The organism is Oceanobacillus piezotolerans (assembly GCF_003665065.1).
Taxonomy (GTDB): Bacteria; Bacillota; Bacilli; order Bacillales; family Amphibacillaceae; genus Oceanobacillus; species Oceanobacillus piezotolerans.
Map to the genome: position 1 here is coordinate 113,831 of NZ_RCHR01000003.1, position 19,541 is coordinate 133,371.

The 19,541-nt window shown below is 36.5% G+C and carries 19 protein-coding genes, 1 other RNA gene, 1 riboswitch and 1 other annotated feature; of the genes, 19 read left to right on the forward strand and 1 reads right to left on the reverse strand.

Annotation, left to right across the window (positions count from 1 at the left end):
* The first annotated feature begins 12 nt into the window (after positions 1 to 12).
* The 8 genes from D8M04_RS08615 (at position 13) to D8M04_RS08650 (ending at position 6,286) form a co-directional block, all read left to right on the forward strand.
* On the forward strand, positions 13 to 627 hold the full coding sequence (locus D8M04_RS08615) for a 3'-5' exonuclease (protein WP_121522521.1): 615 nt from the start codon (positions 13 to 15) through the stop codon (positions 625 to 627).
* 416 nt (positions 628 to 1,043) lie between these two features.
* Complete coding sequence (locus D8M04_RS08620; protein WP_187695430.1) at positions 1,044 to 2,636, forward strand: acyl-CoA synthetase; 1,593 nt, start codon at positions 1,044 to 1,046, stop codon at positions 2,634 to 2,636.
* 163 nt (positions 2,637 to 2,799) lie between these two features.
* Positions 2,800 to 2,940, forward strand: a complete 141-nt coding sequence (gene sspL / locus D8M04_RS08625; RefSeq protein ID WP_121522522.1) for a small, acid-soluble spore protein L — start codon at positions 2,800 to 2,802, stop codon at positions 2,938 to 2,940.
* 18 nt (positions 2,941 to 2,958) lie between these two features.
* Positions 2,959 to 3,207 carry a sporulation protein gene (locus D8M04_RS08630; RefSeq protein WP_121522523.1) on the forward strand — a complete coding sequence of 83 codons (249 nt, stop codon included), beginning with the start codon at positions 2,959 to 2,961 and terminating at the stop codon, positions 3,205 to 3,207.
* A 55-nt stretch (positions 3,208 to 3,262) separates the two neighbouring features.
* Positions 3,263 to 3,447, forward strand: a non-coding RNA gene (gene ssrS / locus D8M04_RS08635) — 6S RNA.
* A gap of 149 nt (positions 3,448 to 3,596) precedes the next feature.
* Positions 3,597 to 3,965, forward strand: coding sequence for a VOC family protein (locus D8M04_RS08640; protein WP_121523106.1), 369 nt, complete (start codon positions 3,597 to 3,599; stop codon positions 3,963 to 3,965).
* 235 nt (positions 3,966 to 4,200) lie between these two features.
* A riboswitch (purine riboswitch) is annotated at positions 4,201 to 4,302 on the forward strand.
* A 118-nt stretch (positions 4,303 to 4,420) separates the two neighbouring features.
* Positions 4,421 to 4,999, forward strand: a complete 579-nt coding sequence (locus D8M04_RS08645) for a xanthine phosphoribosyltransferase (RefSeq protein WP_121522524.1) — start codon at positions 4,421 to 4,423, stop codon at positions 4,997 to 4,999.
* Complete coding sequence (locus D8M04_RS08650; protein WP_121522525.1) at positions 5,000 to 6,286, forward strand: nucleobase:cation symporter-2 family protein; 1,287 nt, start codon at positions 5,000 to 5,002, stop codon at positions 6,284 to 6,286.
* 140 nt (positions 6,287 to 6,426) lie between these two features.
* Here D8M04_RS08650 and D8M04_RS08655 read toward each other — a convergent pair whose 3' ends face one another.
* Positions 6,427 to 7,386 carry a DMT family transporter gene (locus D8M04_RS08655; RefSeq protein WP_121522526.1) on the reverse strand — a complete coding sequence of 320 codons (960 nt, stop codon included), beginning with the start codon at positions 7,384 to 7,386 and terminating at the stop codon, positions 6,427 to 6,429.
* A 249-nt stretch (positions 7,387 to 7,635) separates the two neighbouring features.
* Here D8M04_RS08655 and D8M04_RS08660 point away from each other — a divergent pair, with 249 nt between their 5' ends.
* The 11 genes from D8M04_RS08660 to D8M04_RS08710 all read left to right on the forward strand — a co-directional run bounded on the left by D8M04_RS08660 (position 7,636) and on the right by D8M04_RS08710 (position 19,475).
* On the forward strand, positions 7,636 to 8,082 hold the full coding sequence (locus D8M04_RS08660; RefSeq protein ID WP_121522527.1) for a hypothetical protein: 447 nt from the start codon (positions 7,636 to 7,638) through the stop codon (positions 8,080 to 8,082).
* 160 nt (positions 8,083 to 8,242) lie between these two features.
* Positions 8,243 to 8,755, forward strand: coding sequence for a DNA-deoxyinosine glycosylase (locus tag D8M04_RS08665; protein WP_121522528.1), 513 nt, complete (start codon positions 8,243 to 8,245; stop codon positions 8,753 to 8,755).
* Between the two features lie 902 nt (positions 8,756 to 9,657).
* Positions 9,658 to 9,933, forward strand: a binding site (T-box leader).
* 127 nt (positions 9,934 to 10,060) lie between these two features.
* Positions 10,061 to 10,918 (forward strand): SAM hydrolase/SAM-dependent halogenase family protein, encoded by an 858-nt coding sequence (locus tag D8M04_RS08670; RefSeq protein ID WP_121522529.1) that lies wholly within the window; start codon positions 10,061 to 10,063, stop codon positions 10,916 to 10,918.
* A 36-nt stretch (positions 10,919 to 10,954) separates the two neighbouring features.
* Positions 10,955 to 11,506 (forward strand): ECF-type riboflavin transporter substrate-binding protein, encoded by a 552-nt coding sequence (locus tag D8M04_RS08675; protein ID WP_121522530.1) that lies wholly within the window; start codon positions 10,955 to 10,957, stop codon positions 11,504 to 11,506.
* A 15-nt stretch (positions 11,507 to 11,521) separates the two neighbouring features.
* Positions 11,522 to 13,234, forward strand: a complete 1,713-nt coding sequence (locus tag D8M04_RS08680; protein ID WP_121522531.1) for an ABC transporter ATP-binding protein — start codon at positions 11,522 to 11,524, stop codon at positions 13,232 to 13,234.
* Positions 13,225 to 14,055 carry an energy-coupling factor transporter transmembrane component T family protein gene (locus tag D8M04_RS08685; protein WP_121522532.1) on the forward strand — a complete coding sequence of 277 codons (831 nt, stop codon included), beginning with the start codon at positions 13,225 to 13,227 and terminating at the stop codon, positions 14,053 to 14,055. Before D8M04_RS08680 ends, D8M04_RS08685 begins: the two co-directional genes overlap by 10 nt.
* Positions 14,056 to 14,191: 136 nt before the next feature.
* Complete coding sequence (locus D8M04_RS08690; protein WP_246001167.1) at positions 14,192 to 15,238, forward strand: sensor histidine kinase; 1,047 nt, start codon at positions 14,192 to 14,194, stop codon at positions 15,236 to 15,238.
* Between the two features lie 2 nt (positions 15,239 to 15,240).
* Complete coding sequence (locus D8M04_RS08695; RefSeq protein ID WP_121522533.1) at positions 15,241 to 15,885, forward strand: response regulator transcription factor; 645 nt, start codon at positions 15,241 to 15,243, stop codon at positions 15,883 to 15,885.
* A 272-nt stretch (positions 15,886 to 16,157) separates the two neighbouring features.
* A complete protein-coding gene (locus tag D8M04_RS08700; RefSeq protein WP_121522534.1) occupies positions 16,158 to 17,090 on the forward strand; it encodes an ABC transporter ATP-binding protein in 933 nt (310 codons plus the stop codon).
* Positions 17,091 to 17,100: 10 nt separating this feature from the next.
* Positions 17,101 to 18,363: an ABC transporter permease gene (locus D8M04_RS08705; protein ID WP_121522535.1), complete on the forward strand. Its 1,263-nt coding sequence runs from the start codon at positions 17,101 to 17,103 to the stop codon at positions 18,361 to 18,363.
* Positions 18,363 to 19,475: an ABC transporter permease gene (locus D8M04_RS08710; RefSeq protein WP_121522536.1), complete on the forward strand. Its 1,113-nt coding sequence runs from the start codon at positions 18,363 to 18,365 to the stop codon at positions 19,473 to 19,475. The genes D8M04_RS08705 and D8M04_RS08710 overlap by 1 nt, the downstream gene beginning before the upstream one ends.
* The last annotated feature ends 66 nt before the right edge of the window (positions 19,476 to 19,541 follow it).

Genomic DNA, 19,541 nt, shown 5'->3' on the forward strand with positions numbered 1-19,541 from the left:
GGAGAGGGAAGCGTGCAATTTGTAGCAATAGATTTTGAAACAGCGAATGAAAAACGATTTAGCCCATGTTCCATTGGTGTGGTAGTTGCGAATGAAAAAGAAATTGTAGATGAGTTTTATAGTTTAATTAATCCAATGCAGGCTTTTCATTCTTATAATACTTATATACATGGAATTCATGAACAAGACGTGATGGATGCTCCCACCTTTACTGAACTTTGGCCAACATTACAGCGTTATTTTTCTAATAATCTTGTTGTTGCACACAATGCCAGCTTTGATATGAGCGTAATTAGACATACGTTAGATTACAATAAGCTAGCTTATCCGGATATGGAATATCTGTGTACTGTAAAATTATCACAACAAGTCTGGCCAGAATTAGAGAATCATAAACTTGATACTCTTGCAGCGTATCATGGATTCGAATTAATTCACCATCATGCGTTAGAGGATGCTAGACTCGCAGCACAGCTGGTTATTCAATCATTGCAAGACTCGCAGCTGGAATCCATAGATTCGATTCTAGAAAAATATCAAATGGTAAAAGGCCGTATTTATGAGCATGGCTATTATCCACCGAAGTTAAAACAGGTAAAAAGAAAGAAAAAATTGTATTTAAGATAACGTGAATCTATAAAAAATGCGTACGAAATATCAAAAGTGGGCGAACTAAACGCAAAGTATTTAGGTTGCTTTAAGCTGAAATTAATGTTTATGTTCATGCTGAGAAGAGGATCATTCAGCAAAAGGAACATTCACTCGTTAATTTCAGCCAACTGTAAATACCTGTATGACGTGAAACATACCGTTAGCAAACGTGGAGATACCCGCAGCGTGTCAGCTATATCCGCAGCAAATTGTTAAATACTTTACCTTAATCACTTTAGTCCTCGTCACAGAAATTACTGTGCAATATCAATCATACCCCACGCCATAGACTATTTTAACGACAGTCTACCTGAAAAAATCAGTTTGTGTCACTTGCTAACTCCTAATGTTTGAATTAATATAAAATTATGAAATCTAAGGGAGGAAAGCAAATGGAAGCGAATATTCAAGAAACTATAAGCAGAATGATTGGACGTGCTAATCGAAATACGTTAGGAGATTTATTGGAAAGAACGAAAGAACGATATCCTAACAAAAATGCAATCGCTTACAAAGGGAAAAGGCTTACGTACGCAGAACTTGATAATTTAGTAAACCAAACAGCACGTGGCTTACTTTCGGATGGTGTTAAAAAAGGCGATATGCTTACAGTCATGTCCAAGAACAGTTTGGATTTTGTTATTATTAATTTTGCTTTGGCAAGAATAGGGGCTGTAATGATTCCAATTAATTACATGCTGACTCCCTCCGACATACATTATATTCTTGAACATGCAGGTGTGACAGGACTATTTGCTTCGAAGGAATTTATTCCAGTACTTCAGGAAGCCTCTCAAAACATGAATATTCCATATCGCTATTTAATGGACGCAGTAGATGAGATAGATGAACGTGCCTGGAGACCCTTATCTCAAATAAGAGATGGACAGTCTGTATATGAGATAGAAACAGATATCTCTGATGATGATTTAGCACATGTTCTTTACACAAGTGGTACAGAATCAAGACCAAAGGGTGTCATGTTATCCCATAGAAATATCATCAGTGAATATGTAAGTACGGTTGTAGATGCTCAAATAGAAGCTGAAGATATTGCTGTACACGCGCTGCCTCTCTATCACAGTGCACAATTGCACGTGTTCTTGGGCCCAAGTATCTATGTTGGTTCTAGCGGAGTTATATTAGAAGCAGCAACTCCAGAGGCCATATTAAAAACGGTAGAAGAAGAAAAAGTAACATCCTTATTTTGTCCACCTACAGTTTGGATTGGATTACTTCGCCATCCTGATTTTGATCAAAGAGATTTATCTTCATTGAAAAAGGGATACTATGGTGCAGCGATTATGCCAAGGGAGATTATCAAAGAGTTGAGTGAGAGACTTCCTAATATGGGGCTTTGGAATTGCTATGGACAAACAGAGGTTGCCCCATTAGTTACTGTTCTAAAGCCAAAGGATCAGCTCAGGAAGCTTGGTTCAGCTGGAACAACAGTCCTGAACGTACAAACGAGGATTGTAGATAATCAAGATAAGGAAGTGCCTAGAGGAGAAATTGGTGAAATTGTACATCGTACTCCCCATGCGATGAATGGTTATTTACATGAACCAGAAAAGACTGCAGAGGCATTTAAAAATGGCTGGTTTCACAGTGGAGATTTAGGTGTGATGGATGAGGAAGGCTATATTACCATTATCGACCGGAAGAAGGACATGATTAATACGGGTGGAGTGAATGTTTCCAGTAGAGAAGTCGAAGAAGTTATTTATCAACTAAAGGATGTCTCAGAGGTTGCAGTAATCGGAACCCCTGATGCGTACTGGATTGAGGCGGTAACCGCTATAGTTGTGCCGAAGAAAGGAACAGATTTAACTCAAGAAGCAGTTTTGGAGTTTTGTAAGGATAAGTTGTCTAAATTTAAAATTCCAAAGCGCGTCGAAATAACCGATGAATTACCGAAAAATCCAAGTGGAAAAGTACTAAAACGAGCATTAAGAGATCGCTATGATAATAAAGCTTTAGAGTAATATGCTCTGGCTGACATAAATCTTTATATAAAGTAAATCCGAGCTACTTCAGAATCGAAAGGAAGAATTCTGAAGTAGTTCGACTTTTTTACAATGATATCTTAGTCCATCTCTTAGCATAGATAGTCACTTCTTAGAAATAATAACAGTAGGAGGTGGAATGATGAGTCAAAAAAATAATAACTACAGTAAAAAAAGAGTGACTTCCAGTATAAATCCACAAGGCTTAACAGAAGATGAGGCGTATCAAAACCCAAAATCACAATTAGAGCAACGAGCGAAGAAGAAAAACACAAAGATTTAAATATTGAGGTGAATAATCATCGATAAGACATTAAGATATTTACGAGAGTCACTCTCTAATTACAGTGAGAATGAGGTTTGCAGGCAGATACTAGAAAAATTAAGAGCTAATCAATATGCAGGTGAAAAACAATTTGTAGATGACCTTAGTGAGTCTGAGATGGAATACTTAGATAATGTTTTAGACAATGAATTGAACTATGCAAAAAACGTGGAGAATGATTTACGTGTTCAAGAGCTAACAGAAGTTTACGAATTATTGTTTTAGTGAATTGGGAATAAATTCCTATTGAAAATCTGTATCCAAATGTGTATTATATTACTACAGGCTGCATTGTGCGTATTTAATTTAAGTTTTAACCTCTAATGAAATAATAGGGAGTTTTACATTGAAATCATAATGTCGGGCCGCCAAGAGCGGAAGACAGGAAGGTTTCTGCGAACACCCACTTGGTGAAGTGGTGGTTTAAAACTTTTTATTATATAAATACGGCATTGTGGCTCGTATATATACATAACAAAAACACAGAAGATCAGTTCCTTTTTGGACTGGTCTTTTTTTATGTGATAACAAATCATAATATTAACCGATTATGTTTTTGTATTAATCAGATAATGATATCAATTGTATACTGGTAATAAAGGAGCCGATAAATGATGGATAAATTTAAGTATACAGATATTGACCATGTACAATTAGCCGCGCCTATTGGAGCAGAAGAAAAAGCACGTGCATTTTACCAAGCTATTCTTGGGTTCCAAGAGATAGAAAAACCGCCACTACTGCGAAGAAATGGAGGGGTCTGGTTTAAGGCTGGAAATGTAGAAATTCATGTTGGTGTGGAACCTTCCTTTACCCCTGCAAAAAAGGCTCACCCAGCAATCCAAGTGAAGCGTTTAGATGCATTAATGGAACATCTAAAAGAAAGCGAAATAGAAATAACAGTAGATAATAAAATACCAAGTGTCAACCGTTTCTATGTTATGGATCCTTTTGGTAATCGGTTAGAATTTCTAGAAAGATGATTTGCTTAATCTCTCCTTGTGAAGGCAATAGTTCTATGGGAATAAAAGAAAACTTCACTGAGTAAAGGTAATTTACAAAATGGGAATATTTGCTAGTTGCAACAGAAATTAAGATTTTGTATACTAAAAACACGAATATTCCACTAGAATAATGGTTAAATCCAAATTATCGGAATGATTTTTTATCTAATGTACGGGTTGTAATTATATGTGTACGTGCTATACTAGTTTCAACCAAACAAAAGAATACGATTTTCATATAATCGCGGGAATATGGCCTGCAAGTTTCTACCGGTTTACCGTAAATAAACCGACTATGAAAATAAGCGCTGGGAAGAACAAGGAGTTTCCTTTTTCTTTACCTGTTTTTCGACTTTTCAAAGCTCGAAATGCTTGTTTCCGTAGTGAAACAGCGTTTCGAGCTTTTTTTTTTTTTACAAGGGAGGATAATCAGCATGCAAGCATTAAAAAACAAAATTATAGAAGAAGGTAATGTTCTGTCTAATTCTGTATTAAAGGTAGATTCGTTCCTAAATCATCAAATAGATGCAGAACTTATGCAGCAAGTAGGAGAAGAATTCTCTGAGAGATTCAAGGACGCAGGGATAACAAAAATTCTAACATTAGAGTCTTCTGGTATTGCTCCATCGGTCATGACATCACTAAAGCTTGGGGTGCCAACTGTTTTTGCTAGAAAGAGGAAATCGCTGACTTTGATTGACAATCTCTACACAGCTAAAGTGCATTCCTTTACAAAGCAGGAAACCAATGAAATATCGATTTCACAAAAATTCATTACTGCGGAAGATACCGTACTCATAATCGATGATTTTCTTGCAAATGGGCAAGCTGCCCTTGGTTTAATGGATATTGTAGAGCAAGCTGGCGCGTCTTTAGCAGGTTTTGGGATAGTGATTGAAAAAGGATTCCAAACAGGTGGTAAGGAATTAAGAGAACGTGGTATTCGAGTGGAATCTCTAGCAATTATTGAATCATTAGAAAATGAAAAAGTAACATTCAAGGAGGAGAAATAGATGAAAACAGCAGCATTAGGATTACAGCACGTACTTGCAATGTATGCAGGAGCAATTCTTGTACCACTTATCGTTGGAGGAGCTTTAGGTTTAACACCAGAGCAACTTACCTATCTAGTTGCGATTGATATTTTTATGTGTGGGGTTGCTACCCTTCTGCAAATCGTTAGTAATAGATTCTTTGGAATTGGATTACCAGTAGTTCTTGGGTGTACGTTCACTGCTGTGGGGCCGATGATTGCAATTGGAGGAGAGTACGGGATTTCAGCTATATATGGTTCCATTATCGTTTCTGGATTAATTATTTTTCTAATTGCTGGTTTCTTCGGTAAGCTCGTCCGTTTCTTTCCACCGATCGTAACAGGTACAGTGGTTACCATTATCGGGATTACGCTTATCCCTGTGGCAATTAACAACTTAGGTGGTGGTCAAGGAGCACCAGACTTTGGATCTGTTCAAAACATTACATTGGGATTTGGTACACTCATTTTAATTGTATTGATTTACCGATTTTCTAAAGGCTTCATGCGTTCGATTTCAATTCTTCTTGGTTTAATCTTAGGCACTGTTGCTGCAGTATTTATGGGTAGAGTAGATTTTACAGCGGTTGGGGAAGCTTCTTATTTCCATCTTATTCAGCCATTTTACTTCGGAACTCCAACATTCCATTGGTCTGCGATTATTACAATGACGTTAGTTGCAATGGTTTCATTAGTAGAATCGACAGGTGTTTATTTTGCTGTAAGTGATATGACAGAGAAGAAATTAACGGAGAAAGATCTTGCAAAAGGTTATCGTGCAGAAGGGCTTGCCGTATTTATAGGCGGTATATTCAATGCATTTCAATACACAGCTTTCTCACAGAATGTTGGATTACTGCAAATGTCAGGTGTGAAATCGCGCAAGGTAATCGCAGTTGCAGGATTTATGCTTGTAGGATTAGGGCTAGTACCTAAAATTGCTGCCATTACTACCATTATACCTACTTCTGTATTAGGGGGTGCCATGATTGCGATGTTTGGAATGGTGATCTCTCAAGGGATTAAAATGTTAAGTAGTGAAATTGGAAAAGCACCCGGGAATTCGATGATTATTGCTTGCTCTGTTGGAATGGGGTTAGGTGTTACTGTCGTTCCTGAAATATTTGCTGTATTGCCAACCGGTATTCAAATTTTAACTAGTAATGGAATTGTAGCAGGAAGTATGACAGCTATCGTGCTTAATATTATTTTCAACATGATTCCAGAAAGAAAACCTGTTGTTGTATTACAAGAAAAAGAAGCATAATTAATGCAAAGAATTATTAAAGTATAAAAAGTCCGTCGGTGGAGATTTAATTCTCGCATCTCAGGCATGCGATCCGCCGGCGGAAAATATAATATATGTAATAGAAATATTCTTAGATTCTGTAATCCTCTACAATGTAACTATTGAACATCTTCGTTAAATACTCCTTTTTCAGGCAAGACCTTCTTATTTAGATAACTAGATACTACACTATGCAAAAGCATTCCAATAATAACAAGTGCCATTCCGATAAAGGATAGGTAACTAGGTAGCGGGATGCTCAAGAGAATCATTTCTCCGATTAATGCAAATATGACTTCACCAGACTGTGTTGCTTCTACGCCCGCCAATTTACGATTATCTTGTTGTACAAGTTCTGTAGCATAGAAAAATAATGCTGTGGCTATAATACCGGAAGATACGGCAATGATGAATGTTTGGGATAATTGACTTGCAGACGGCAGCCCTGTTGTCAAGAATCCATAAAGAGAGACAATAATCCAAAAAGGGATTGAAGCCATCGTCATTCCTAATAATCGTTGAAATGTATTTAATTCTCCTTTTACGATCTGCATCATTTTTCGATTTCCTAAGGGATAGGCAAAGGCAGAAATGATAAGTGGCCCCACGCATAACGCAATAGCGGGAATTGATACGGATGATGCATGCACCGATTGCATTAGGAAAACACCTAATAGAATAATCAGCGATATGTATAAACTCTGTACAGGGATTTTTTCTTTCGTTTGGTTGTTTAAGAAAGGGACAAGTAAGGAGCCAGCAACAATGGTTAACTGAAAGGTTGCAGCTACGAGCCAGCCTGGACCGTACATCGTGGCGAAAGTTAATGGGGCGTAAAATAAACCAAATCCTATCGTGCTCCATGTCAGCCATTCTAATGGATATTGCTTTAGGTGGTTAATTACTGGTTTTATATTCCTATTAATCCCAACAATAAGAAATAAGATAGGCAGCATGAAAATGAAACGAAGAGATGCACTCCATGCCCAACTTCCACCTTCCAATTCCATGGATCGATTTAACACAAACGTAACAGAAAAAAAGAAAGCTCCTAAAAGCCCAATCAAAATTGCCTTCATTATTGATCACCCCTGTATGTGTATATTTAAAGTATATCATAAGAAAATATAAATTATCTTAAAATTCAATTATCATAAGTTTCGTTTCCTGTATTATGTGAAGAGGGGATATTAGGATAAATTGGGTATAGACGATTGGGTATAGATTAGTAAAATATGCTTGTTATGATGAAAAAAGCAGGAAATTCGTGACTTTTGCCGAAATACATATATAAGTGGATAGATAGAAAGATTACGAGGGGGAAAGAGATGGAGACGATACCGCATTTAGTATGGATAATTTATCTAATATTTCTTTTTATGACACTTGTAAGCAGCATTCTATATTGGATATTCCGCCGATATAGCGCATTTGCTGCTATATCTATCATTCTATCTCTATTAATTCCATTAATAGCCTTTGTTTTTTCTGTTCAGCGACCAGATAACTTTAATGAATTTGATTACTATGTGAAAGAAATACAGCAAGGCAACTATTGGGCTATATTCCTTACAGTTGGTTATGTTTATTTAATAGGTTGGTTTATATTATTAATTGTCGACCTAAGCGTTTATCTATCCAGTAATAAAGTTGTAAGATCCAAATCAGAGGTATTTTGGAGTAAATTTATTTCATATTATAAGAGAATCTCTAAGAAATGGAAATTCAATAAGAAAAGAGACGTTGAGGGAGAAAAGAAAGTGGAAAGTAAATAAGGAGAGTAGGGGATCATAAATTCAAAATTACTTCCGTGAGCAAAAGAGCTTAATCTTATGACTCTAGATATAGAGGTATAAAAGGCGAATTGTATGGGAATTGCAATTTCCTTCTGGAGTGGGTAAAATCTTTAATATAGAAATGTTAGGAGGATTTATTATGACCGTAAATCAGCCGAAAATATCTTCTTTCCCTCCTGTTCTGCCTGAGAACCCGAAAGTATTAATACTTGGCTCCATCCCTGGTAAAAAGTCGTTAGAGAAAAAGCAGTATTACGGCAATCCGCGTAATCATTTTTGGCCGATAATGTTCAGGTTATTTGAACGAGAACCGGTAGATGATTATTATGAAAAGATTCTATTTATTAAAAACCATGGAATTGCTTTATGGGATACAATTGGCGCTTGTTATAGGGAAGGGAGTCTGGATGCAGCAATTACAGAGGAAGAACCAAATAATATTCCCCATTTATTAGGAAAGCATCCTTCGATTAGTTTGATTGCTTGCAATGGGGGGAAATCATATACTACATTTAAAAAGTATTTTCCAGAAATCGAGGAAGATATAATAAAGGTTATTAAATTGCCTTCTACAAGTCCTATACCTGGCAGGTATACAAAATCATTCGATGAGAAAGTGGATGCTTGGAGAGAAATTTTAAATCATATTTAAATCAATCGAAAAATAAGATGATTAGTGTGCAAAAAGACAATTGCAAATTTCATTTTTGCCAAGCTTTTCAGAAGGCAGCTTTAGTAGCATTTTATACATGAAAGAGTGTTTATTCTTATCCGCCCAGAAAAGAGCCGTAAGCGGCAACTTACGACTCTGACAGGGTTAAAAGAGATTCGTACGCAGTGGATTTTATGGGTTTGAAAAAAGTAATGCTCCTGACGATGATGTTCGATACAGGAATGATTACTTTTTTACCTGGCTGTTCACAATTAACAATACGAGTGTGGCAAATGCAAGCATCAACTCTATTGTTTTGTCAATTGGTATCACAGGCTTCACCCCTTTCATAGGGGATTTACCACTGCGTATAGAATTACTCCTGCGCTCTTTACAAACACCTGTCCCCTATAGTATACTATACAAATTTTCCAAAAAGTTATAATTATTAAAAAATGATTGCAATAACCTAGTATGCTGTCTTTCTCTTTGGTTAATTGGTAGGGAAAGAAAGGCAATATAGGTTTTTGTGATAAAAAATACCTAGTGATATTTAAAGGAATGTGTTTTTAGAATCAATTTCCTATAAGGATTAAATATTATAGTACTTCCGTTATGGATTCTTTAGCGCTAATTATTCTTTATGAATATTAAGGGCGTTTTTTTTTCTGTGATCTACTCATAAATTTATCCAGTGGTTTAATAAGGGATTAGCTAAAAAGTTTTCATTCGGTGGATACATCTGACCTTATTGTATTCTTTGCATCCTTAAAGATTAATTAACATTCGGCGCATAAATTTGACTTTGCTTATTTTTAAATGATTTGTAAATTTAATAAAAATATCTTGCTTTTTAAAAATGTATTATCTATAATAAATTTAATCTTATAAAGTAACACTTAATAAAAGCGTTGAAAAGGAAAAGTAGGATTTAGTAATTTTTCACAGAGAGCTTCGGTAGCTGGGAAGAAGCAAGAATTCGAATCTGAACAATGGCCTTGGAGCTTCGTGCTGAAATGATTAGTATCCCTAATCTTAGTAGGTTCCGACGAGATTTGGTACTCGTTATCCAAACCACAGTATAAAAAAGGAGATTTCCTTTAGTACTTGATGAGGCTGCATGTGTGAGCATGCAGTAAAGTAAGGTGGTACCACGTTTGTTCAACCACGTCCTTACCGATTTTTCGGGGAGGACGTGGTTTTTATTTGCAGAAAAGGAATTTCCTATTCTGTTGGTATTCTCCCAAATTATAAGGTGAATGCCATCATATTGTTAAACTATAGAAATGTATTGGAGGAATTAGAATGAGTAAGAATTTAGTTTTACAAACAGATTTTGGGTTGAGTGATGGTGCAGTAAGTGCAATGTATGGAGTAGCTTTATCGGTGGATTCCAGCCTACGTATTTTTAACTTAACCCACGATATACCACAATACAATATATGGGATGCATCATATCGTCTATATCAAACGATTAACTATTGGCCGGAAGAGACGGTGTTTATTTCTGTTGTCGACCCTGGTGTAGGAACAGAGCGATTAAGTGTAGTCGTAAAAACATTCACAAATCAATATATTGTAACTCCTGATAACGGGACTCTGACACACATTATCCATCGCCATGGCATTAAAGAAGCAAGAATCATTGATGAAAAAGTGAATCGATTGCCAAATTCAGGTGAATCGTACACATTTCATGGGAGAGATGTTTATGCCTATACTGGAGCAAGACTTGCCTCTGGTGTGATTACATATGAAGAGGTAGGGCCAGCACTTAATGTAGAAGAGTTAGTTGAGCTACAAATGACTGAAGCAACTCTAGATGAAACAGGAATAAAAGGAAATATTGATATTCTTGATGTGCGATTTGGAAATTTATGGACGAATATCAATCGTGAATTATTTGTAGAAGCAGGTATCCACTATGGCGATTCCTTAGAAGTAACCATTGAAAATAACCGTCGCCATATCTACAAAAATATTATGAAGTTCGGTCGTTCATTTGCAGATAGCCGTTTAGGAGAGCCGCTATTATTCGTGAATTCTCTTAATAATATTGGGGTTGCGATTAACCAAGGTTCTTTTGCTAAAGCTTACCATATTGAGACGGGGGCAAATTGGAAAATAAGTATACGTAAAACATCAGAAATTATATATAATTAGTTTTTGTAAAATATAGAAAAGAAGGGAATACAAAAAATGAATAATCAATTATCTATTAAAACGATTGTTGCAATTGGGATTGGGGCCGCAGTATTTATTATCTTAGCAAGATTTGTTGCTATCCCAACAGGAATTCCAAATACAACCATTCAAACTTCTTATGCATTCTTAGCATTGATGGCTGTTGTATTCGGTCCTATAGCTGGAGGATTAATTGGGTTTATCGGACATACATTAAATGATGCATTATCCTATGGCTCGGTTTGGTGGAGTTGGGTATTTGTCTCTTTATTTATCGGACTATTTATTGGTTTATTCTGGAAAAAGCTAGATATTGAGAGTGGCATATTTGGTAAGAAACAAATTATTTCGTTTAATATTATTCAAGCAGTAGTCCAAGCGATTGGTTGGTTCCTGTTAGCCCCGGTGTTAGATATACTTATCTATGCAGAACCAGCTAACAAAGTATTTGTTCAAGGCATTGTAGCAGGCTTGTCTAATATCATTACTGTTGGAATTATTGGGACATTATTACTTATTGCATATTCTAAGACTCGTAGCCAAAGCAACAGCCTTCGAAAGCAGTAAATCGGAGAGAGCATCATGAAAAAGTCAATTATTACATTTGAGAATTACTCATTTAAATATAGAAGTCAGACAGAACCTTCTCTACAAAATATCAATTTAACCATTCATGAAGGAGAAAAGGTGGTCATTGTCGGACCATCTGGATCAGGTAAAAGTACTTTAGCCCATTGTATTAATGGTCTAGTACCTTTTTCCTGTAAAGGGGATATGAAAGGTTCCTTAAAGATAAAAGGGGAAGAGACGAAGGAACTAGGTATTTTTAGTCTTTCTAAAATGGTAGGAACTGTATTGCAGGACCCGGATGGTCAATTTATTGGATTGTCGGTTGGAGAAGATATCGCTTTTGCTCTTGAAAATGATATGATTCCGCAAGACCAGATGCGATATCAAGTGATGGAAGTTTCTAAACTAGTTGATTTAGAGACTAAAGTAGAAAACTCCATTCATGAATTGTCTGGTGGGCAAAAACAAAGGGTTTCTTTAGCTGGTGTTCTAGTGGATGATGTGGATATTTTATTGTTTGACGAGCCTTTAGCAAACTTGGATCCCGCTACAGGACAACAAGCTATTGCCTTAATTGATCAAATTCAACAAGAAACCAATAAAACAATAATCATGATCGAACATCGTTTAGAAGATGTTCTGCATCGAAAGGTTGACAGAATCGTGGTCGTCGATGAAGGACGCATTGTAAGCGATACGACTCCTCATGAATTAATGGCTTCTGATGTATTACAATCTAGTAATATCCGTGAACCGCTCTATGTAAAAGCCCTTAAGTATGCTGGGTGTAACATTACACCTGAAATGCATGCAGCATATCTAGATACAATCGTATTAGATGGAAGTCAGGACAAATTGCAGAAATGGTTTGAAGCGAAAAAGGTCGTTGAAAAGGAAAGTAGGAATGACCCTATTTTATCGTTGGAGAACGTCTCCTTTGGTTACAATCAACCAAATCAAACGATAAATAATGTATCTTTTTCTATTAATAAAGGGGAAATGGTTAGTATCGTAGGAAAAAACGGAGCAGGTAAATCAACAATTATTAAATTGATTTGTGGATTTGAAAAGGTAAATTCAGGAAAGATTCGCTTAATGGGAGAAGATATTACCAGAGCCACCATCTTCAAGCGAGCAGAATCGATTGGAATGGTGATGCAAAACCCAAATCAAATGATTTCAAAGCATATGATTTATGATGAAGTCGCGCTAGGGTTAGTCATGCGCGGTGTAGGGGAGCGAGAAATTAAAGAAAGAGTGGAAGCCACCTTAAAGGTATGTGGTTTACATCCATTTCGTAATTGGCCGATTTCCGCACTTAGCTTCGGGCAAAAGAAACGAGTGACCATTGCATCTATTCTTGTTTTGAATCCAGACATAATTATTTTGGATGAACCAACTGCAGGGCAGGACTTGAAACATTATACCGAGATTATGGAATTCCTGTGTGAACTTAATAAGCGTGGGGTTACGATTATTATGATTACCCATGACATGCATTTGATGCTTGAGTACACACCAAGAGCGATAGCTATTGCAGATGGACAAGTGATAGCCGATGATTCAGCGGTTAATATTTTGACAAATGAAGCTGTAATTGAACAAGCGAATCTAAAGAAAACGTCATTATTTGACCTTGCTGTTCGAACACAGATAGATAATCCTAGAGACTTTGTTACACGTTTTATCGCGTTTGATAAGGAGGTTAGAGACACATGGCAGTAGAATTGCTATCCTATATTGAGCGCAAATCTCCTGTGCATTCTCTTTCTGGAGCAACGAAGCTAATTGTCTTTCTAGCATGGTCATCAGCGGCGATGCTAACGTACGATACACGGGTCCTACTTGTGATGCTTTTGTTGAGTTTAGCAATTTTTGCTATTTCTAAAGTTCAGATTCGGGATATTAGCTTTGTGCTGTATTTTATCCTCGCTTTTCTACTATTGAATAATATTGCTATTTATATATTTTCACCGCAAGAAGGTGTGAAAATATATGGCTCAAGCCATGTGATCATCGATATCATCGGTCGTTATAACATTACAATTGAGCAACTGTTTTATCAGCTTAATATTACCTTGAAATATTTTGTTGTCACACCTGCTGCGTTGTTATTCATTGTAACAACACATCCAAGTGAGTTCGCTGCTTCACTTAATCGAATAGGTGTGAGTTATAAAATTTCGTATGCTATTTCCTTAACTTTGCGTTATATCCCAGATATTCAACGTGAATTCCGAACCATAGCTCAATCACAACAAGCACGAGGAATCGATATGTCTAAAAATGAAAAGCTATGGAAAAGAGTCGGGAATGCGTCCACTATTATTTTCCCTTTAATCCTATCAAGTTTAGATAGAATAGAAGTAGTAAGTAATGCAATGGAGCTTAGAGGATTTGGAAAGAATAAGAAACGGTCGTGGTATAGTGCAAAGCCTTTTAAACGTGGAGACTATATAGTAATCATCGTAAGTATTTTGCTACTGATATTATCTTTAATCATTACGTTTTATGATGGAAATAGATTTTATAACCCGTTTATGTAAAGGAATGCCTAAAATGGTATTCCTTCTTTCTATTCCCATCTTTTCCATTCTTTGCTATGGTAAAAAGGAAGTTTATTAGAAAGCGGAGTGTTTAAAATTGAAGGTGTTCACTCTAAGATTTGTGGGGTTTGTTTTATTGTGGGTATGGTTAATTTACGATGAAAGTAGTTATTTTGCTCCAAGTATGCTGGCATTCGCTATAGCTTTAGGCCTGTTCTTTTTCTTATCAACACATAAAGCAATGCTCTGGAATTATGCTTCTATACAACTTATTTTGTTGCTGCATTTTATATTCTTCACAGAACAAGCTGCTTTCACTATTTTGCTTGCTTTGTTTTTGGCCATTGATTCATCTATTCAATTGACCGAAAAAGAGTATATAAGGTTTTGGATACTAACAATGGTCTTAATACTTTTTATGATGATTTGGCAGTCTCGAATCCAATTAGAAAATCTATTGGTGATTTCCTTTGTTTTTATTCTTTTATTTAAGATTAATAGGATGCAAAGAGATAGATTGGAACAAATTGAAATCTATGAAGAAGTTGCAGGGGAGTATCGGAGATTAAAACGATTGAGCTTAGGGTTAGAACAGCAGGCGCGTTTAGAGGAAAGGACAAGAATTGCTAGAGATATTCACGATTCGGTGGGACATCGGCTGACTGCATTAATTATGAAGCTAGAGATGCTTTCCATTCAGAATAATACGGTGGCCTATGATGAACTGAAGGAACTAGCTAAAGCGAGCTTAGAGGAAACCAGAGATGCAGTAAAAGCATTGCAAGCCGAAGATAATGAAGGAATATCCACAGTTGTAAATTTGATTCGGAAATTAGAAGCAGAAAGCCATTTATTAGTGCAATTCACAATGAAACAGGGGGTTCTTTCCATTCCTCTTTCCAATGTTAAAAATGTAGTCTTATACAGAATCATACAAGAATCTCTTACGAATGCAATGCGCCATGCTGGAGCAAGAGAAGTGTATGTAACTTTAGGAAAGTCAGCTATTGGAGATCTGAGTTTTGAAGTTAAAAATAGAGTATTTGAGCCAAGAAAATGGAGTTATGGCTTTGGATTATCCAATATGAAAAAACGAGTGGAAGAAGTCCATGGAATGATATCCATATATCAAACAGAAGAAATGTTTATTGTGGCTGGTACCATTCCAAGGGAGGGAGAATAAATATGTGGCGGGTTTTACTGGTAGAAGATCAAACCATTGTTAGACAGGGATTGAAGGTAATCTTGGAGCAGGACCCAAATATCAAAGTTACACACGAAGCGGAAAATGGCAATCAAGCCATCTCGATATTAGAACAGCATATAATTGACTTTGTATTAATGGATATTAGAATGCCTGAAATGAATGGGATAGAAGCAACCCGATTAATAAAACGGAATTGGCCTAAAGTGAAAATTCTAATTTTAACTACGTTTAACGATGATGAATACGCGCTTCAAGCATTAAAGGAAGGTGCTAATGGTTTTTTATTAAAAACGTCCGAACCAAAGAAATTAATCGAAGCGGTGCATAGCTGTATGAATGGCGGATTAACTTTACATGATGAGGTTGCTGCAAAAGTAATGCCACGTTTGCTTCAATACTCAGAGCATCCTGCCATTTCGGTAGAACTATCCCAGAGGGAACTAGCGATTACAAAATGTGTTGGACAAGGGAAGACGAATAAAGAGATTGCAGAGGAACTGCATCTTTCCATTGGAACAGTAAAGAACCATATTACTACCATCTTACATAAAACAGATCTACGAGATCGAACTCAGTTGGCTATCTTTGCACTTAAGCATCATATTGGGGAGCAACCATTGTAAAGATACTGTTAATTCTTTTCAATCAAGCCTTATTCCGGAATTATAAAGTTACATAACGTATGTTTTAACTCAAAAGACGAAGGAAGCACTATATTCTTGGGCAGTAATTCTCCAGGGTGCATCGTTCGCATTTTCTTTTGATAAAACACTTTTGTCCCACTTCTTTTCAACTTAAAAATGACCTCAGTCACTATTTATAAGGCAAACGAAGTGACTGCAGACAGTGTTTCTTGTATTTCAAAATAAGTAATATAAAGGTAGGAGGGATGAAGATGCTTGAATTGATGGATCTGACAAAGACATTTAAACATACAGAAGCAGTAAAGAATGTCAATATGTTTATAGAAAAGGGTGAAATAGTTGGGTTGCTTGGACCAAATGGGGCGGGGAAATCTACGGCTATTTCCATGCTTTCTTCCTTAGTAGAGCCGACAAGTGGAGATGTGCGTTTTCGCAATAAAAGCATGATTAAAAATCCGCAATCACTTAGGGAAGTGCTTGGACTTGTTCCACAGGAGATTGCATTATATGAGGATTTAACAGCATTAGAAAATCTTAAGTTTTTTGGAAGAATATACGGCTTAAAAGGACAGCAACTGCAAAACAAAATAGAGGAAGTACTAGATCAGATTGGGCTATATGAACGTCGAAAAGAGGTAGTAAAAACTTTTTCAGGCGGGATGAAGCGAAGACTAAACATTGGGGTTGCAATGCTTCATAACCCAGAGATTATGATTATGGATGAGCCAACTGTTGGTATTGACCCACAGTCCAGAAACTATATCTTAGAGACTGTAAAACGACTAAATGAAGAGAAACAAATGACGGTTATTTACACTAGTCACTATATGGAAGAAGTAGAGTTTTTATGTGACCGTATCTACATTATGGATAAAGGAAATTTAATTGCATCAGGAACGAAAGATGAAATTAAACAAATCTTATCCTCGGAAAATAGTATATCTATAAAAGCTGATCGATGGAATGACGAGTTCATTAAAAGACTCCAAGATATCCCCACGATCCAACGAATGAAAGTGGAAGAAAAAGAAATAACCATTGTCGTTCCAAAAGATTTAAATATGTTTGCTGCAGTTGCGAAAATTGCGGATGAATCAAAACTTGAATTACGTTCCATCGATATAAAAGCTCCTACCCTGGAGGATGTATTCCTCCATTTAACAGGAAGAGCTTTAAGGGATTAGGGGGAAGGATATGATACTGCAGATTGTGAAAAAGCAAGCATTAATTTTATTGCGTAATCGTATGGAATTATTACTTTTATTCGGGTTACCCATAATCCTAATTACTATTCTTAGCTCCGCACTAAGTACCTGGATGGAAAGCGGTGAAATTGAGATAAACTTGAAAGTAGCGCTTATCGAACAGAATAATGAAGAGGATGAAATAAATCAATTTATAAGTGAATTTGAGAATAGCGGCATACCTCCTGAAGCGGTTGAAAAAATGAAAGAAACGGCTTCAGTCATCGCGCCAGTTACCTTAATTAAAGATGCCTTTCGATCTGCTGAAGTGAATGAGATGGTGGAACTGGTGAGGATCGACCCATCTGAAAAGGAAGCAGCTCTGGATGATGATTCTTATTCAGCAGTTATAGAAATTCCTGAAAATTTCACATATGACACATTAAAAAGTGTAATGCTAAATGAACAAAATAAAGCAGAAATGAAAATTTACCAAAATGAAGAACAAGAAATTGGAGCGAATATTATTAATCAACTTTTATCTGTGATTCAGGAGCAGCTGACATTTGGAACGTTTTTAGCTGAGAATGGGATTGACCCTAATGTTACAGGAGTAGAAGACTCTGAAATGCCTGGTGCTGCAGCTATTGTGGATACAAAAGAGTCTGTTAGCTCTAAAGGGTATTACACAATTGGGATGGCCGTGATGAATGTTTTATTTATGGCAACAGCAATCGGGAGCATTTCCTTTAAAGAGAAAACATCACATGTTTTTGACCGCATTGTTTTAGCGAATATGTCACGATGGATTTATTTCATTGGAGTTTTACTGACAGGTATGTTATTTGCTTTGGTTCAGTTAATGATTGTTTTTGGTTTTGCTTGGATTGCATTTGATGTCGACTGGCCGAGTGTAGGTTCCTTCATTCTTGTTACCCTTGCTATTTCTTTAGCTGTTGGTGGATTAGCGGTTTTATTAACAGCATTAAGCTATCGAGTGAATTCTGAAATGATTATTTCCTTCTTTTCTAGTATTATCGTCACATTTATGGCTGTATTGGGTGGAAGCTTCTTTCCGATTGGAGAATCCTCTAGTGTAATTGCTTTTCTAGGAAATCTAACGCCTAATGGTGCTGGGATGTCTGCGTATTTAGCCTTGCTGCGTGGAGATGGGTTATTGGATATCTCGCAGTACATCATTTATATTTTTCTATTTGCACTCGTTGCTATTATCATTGGTGAACTTAGTTTTCCAAAGAAAGGAGTGTCTTAATGGCAGGAATCCTATTTGCAAAAATACGTTCGTTTATTCGTAATCCTTGGACATTCCTTTTGTTCACTGCCATGTCTATCGGGTTTGCGATACTAATAGGGAGCAGCGGAAACTTTAATACCATTCAGGTCCCAGTTACTGGTAGTGAAGCTGTACAGGAATCTCCAATTGGGGATGCTCTAAAGGAAAATAAGGTATACAATTTCGTTTGGAAATCTGAGGAAGATATGCTTGAACAGGTTGAAACTGGAAAAGCGGAAGCGGGTGTTATGGTTCAAGAGGAGGATTATCAGGTGGTTATCGGGGTTGATTCCGCCAACTCTCAATTAGTTGAGCAGACTATTAAAGAGATTTATATGGATGTCCTACAACAAGAGAAACTTTACGCTGCAATGAAAGCGACCACAGCAACTGAGAAGCAAGCTATTCAAGATAAATTAGATACCGCTAAAGAGAATCCTGTATTTTCCATTCAGCAAGCCTCCTTTAGAAGCGATGATGCCTTTATCTATGATACTGCTTCCCACTCTTTGTTTGGCTTTACTTTATTCTTTGTAATATATACGATAGCCTACACTGTATTGCCGATTTTATTAGAAAAGAAAGAAGGTATTTGGGATCGAATGATTTTATCACCACTCAAGAAGTGGGAAATGTATGTTGCAAACTTGCTGTATAGTTTTGTTATTGGATATATACAGGTACTTGTTATCTTCTTCATTTTCCGTTATTGGGTTGGAGTTGACTTTAATGGAAGATTTATAGAAACGTTACTTGTTCTGATTCCATATGTGTTTTCCATTGTTTCATTGTCTATTTTCATTACTGCTCTTGTTAAAAACACACAGCAATTTAATACAGTACTGCCAATCCTGGCGGTAAGCATGGCAATGATCGGTGGAGCATACTGGCCAATTGAAATTGTAGAGAATGAGATTCTGCTTTTTCTTGCAAAGTTCAACCCACTTACCTTTGGTATGGAGGTATTGAATGGTGTAGCTGTTTATGATTATTCATTTGATGAATTATTATTGCCAATAAGTATCCTGTTTTTTATGGGTGTATTGCTGATGGGAATAGGGATTCATTTGATGGAGCGACGACATATTTAATTATAAAGAAGAGGTTGGGGCTAGCTGAATGTGTTAATTCAGAAGACGAATGGGGCGGTATTTCTC

Excerpts from the sequence above, each read along its gene's own strand:
- D8M04_RS08665 (WP_121522528.1), top strand. The coding sequence starts at position 8,243 with ATGACCGTAAATCAGCCGAAAATATCTTCTTTCCCTCCTGTTCTGCCT.
- D8M04_RS08660 (WP_121522527.1), top strand. The coding sequence starts at position 7,636 with ATGGAGACGATACCGCATTTAGTATGGATAATTTATCTAATATTTCTT.
- D8M04_RS08620 (WP_187695430.1), top strand. The coding sequence starts at position 1,044 with ATGGAAGCGAATATTCAAGAAACTATAAGCAGAATGATTGGACGTGCT.
- D8M04_RS08710 (WP_121522536.1), top strand. The coding sequence starts at position 18,363 with ATGGCAGGAATCCTATTTGCAAAAATACGTTCGTTTATTCGTAATCCT.
- D8M04_RS08655 (WP_121522526.1), bottom strand. The coding sequence starts at position 7,386 with ATGAAGGCAATTTTGATTGGGCTTTTAGGAGCTTTCTTTTTTTCTGTT.
- D8M04_RS08680 (WP_121522531.1), top strand. The coding sequence starts at position 11,522 with ATGAAAAAGTCAATTATTACATTTGAGAATTACTCATTTAAATATAGA.
- D8M04_RS08695 (WP_121522533.1), top strand. The coding sequence starts at position 15,241 with ATGTGGCGGGTTTTACTGGTAGAAGATCAAACCATTGTTAGACAGGGA.
- D8M04_RS08670 (WP_121522529.1), top strand. The coding sequence starts at position 10,061 with ATGAGTAAGAATTTAGTTTTACAAACAGATTTTGGGTTGAGTGATGGT.
- D8M04_RS08675 (WP_121522530.1), top strand. The coding sequence starts at position 10,955 with ATGAATAATCAATTATCTATTAAAACGATTGTTGCAATTGGGATTGGG.
- sspL (WP_121522522.1), top strand. The coding sequence starts at position 2,800 with ATGAGTCAAAAAAATAATAACTACAGTAAAAAAAGAGTGACTTCCAGT.
- D8M04_RS08640 (WP_121523106.1), top strand. The coding sequence starts at position 3,597 with ATGGATAAATTTAAGTATACAGATATTGACCATGTACAATTAGCCGCG.
- D8M04_RS08700 (WP_121522534.1), top strand. The coding sequence starts at position 16,158 with ATGCTTGAATTGATGGATCTGACAAAGACATTTAAACATACAGAAGCA.
- D8M04_RS08650 (WP_121522525.1), top strand. The coding sequence starts at position 5,000 with ATGAAAACAGCAGCATTAGGATTACAGCACGTACTTGCAATGTATGCA.
- D8M04_RS08685 (WP_121522532.1), top strand. The coding sequence starts at position 13,225 with ATGGCAGTAGAATTGCTATCCTATATTGAGCGCAAATCTCCTGTGCAT.
- D8M04_RS08705 (WP_121522535.1), top strand. The coding sequence starts at position 17,101 with ATGATACTGCAGATTGTGAAAAAGCAAGCATTAATTTTATTGCGTAAT.
- D8M04_RS08645 (WP_121522524.1), top strand. The coding sequence starts at position 4,421 with ATGCAAGCATTAAAAAACAAAATTATAGAAGAAGGTAATGTTCTGTCT.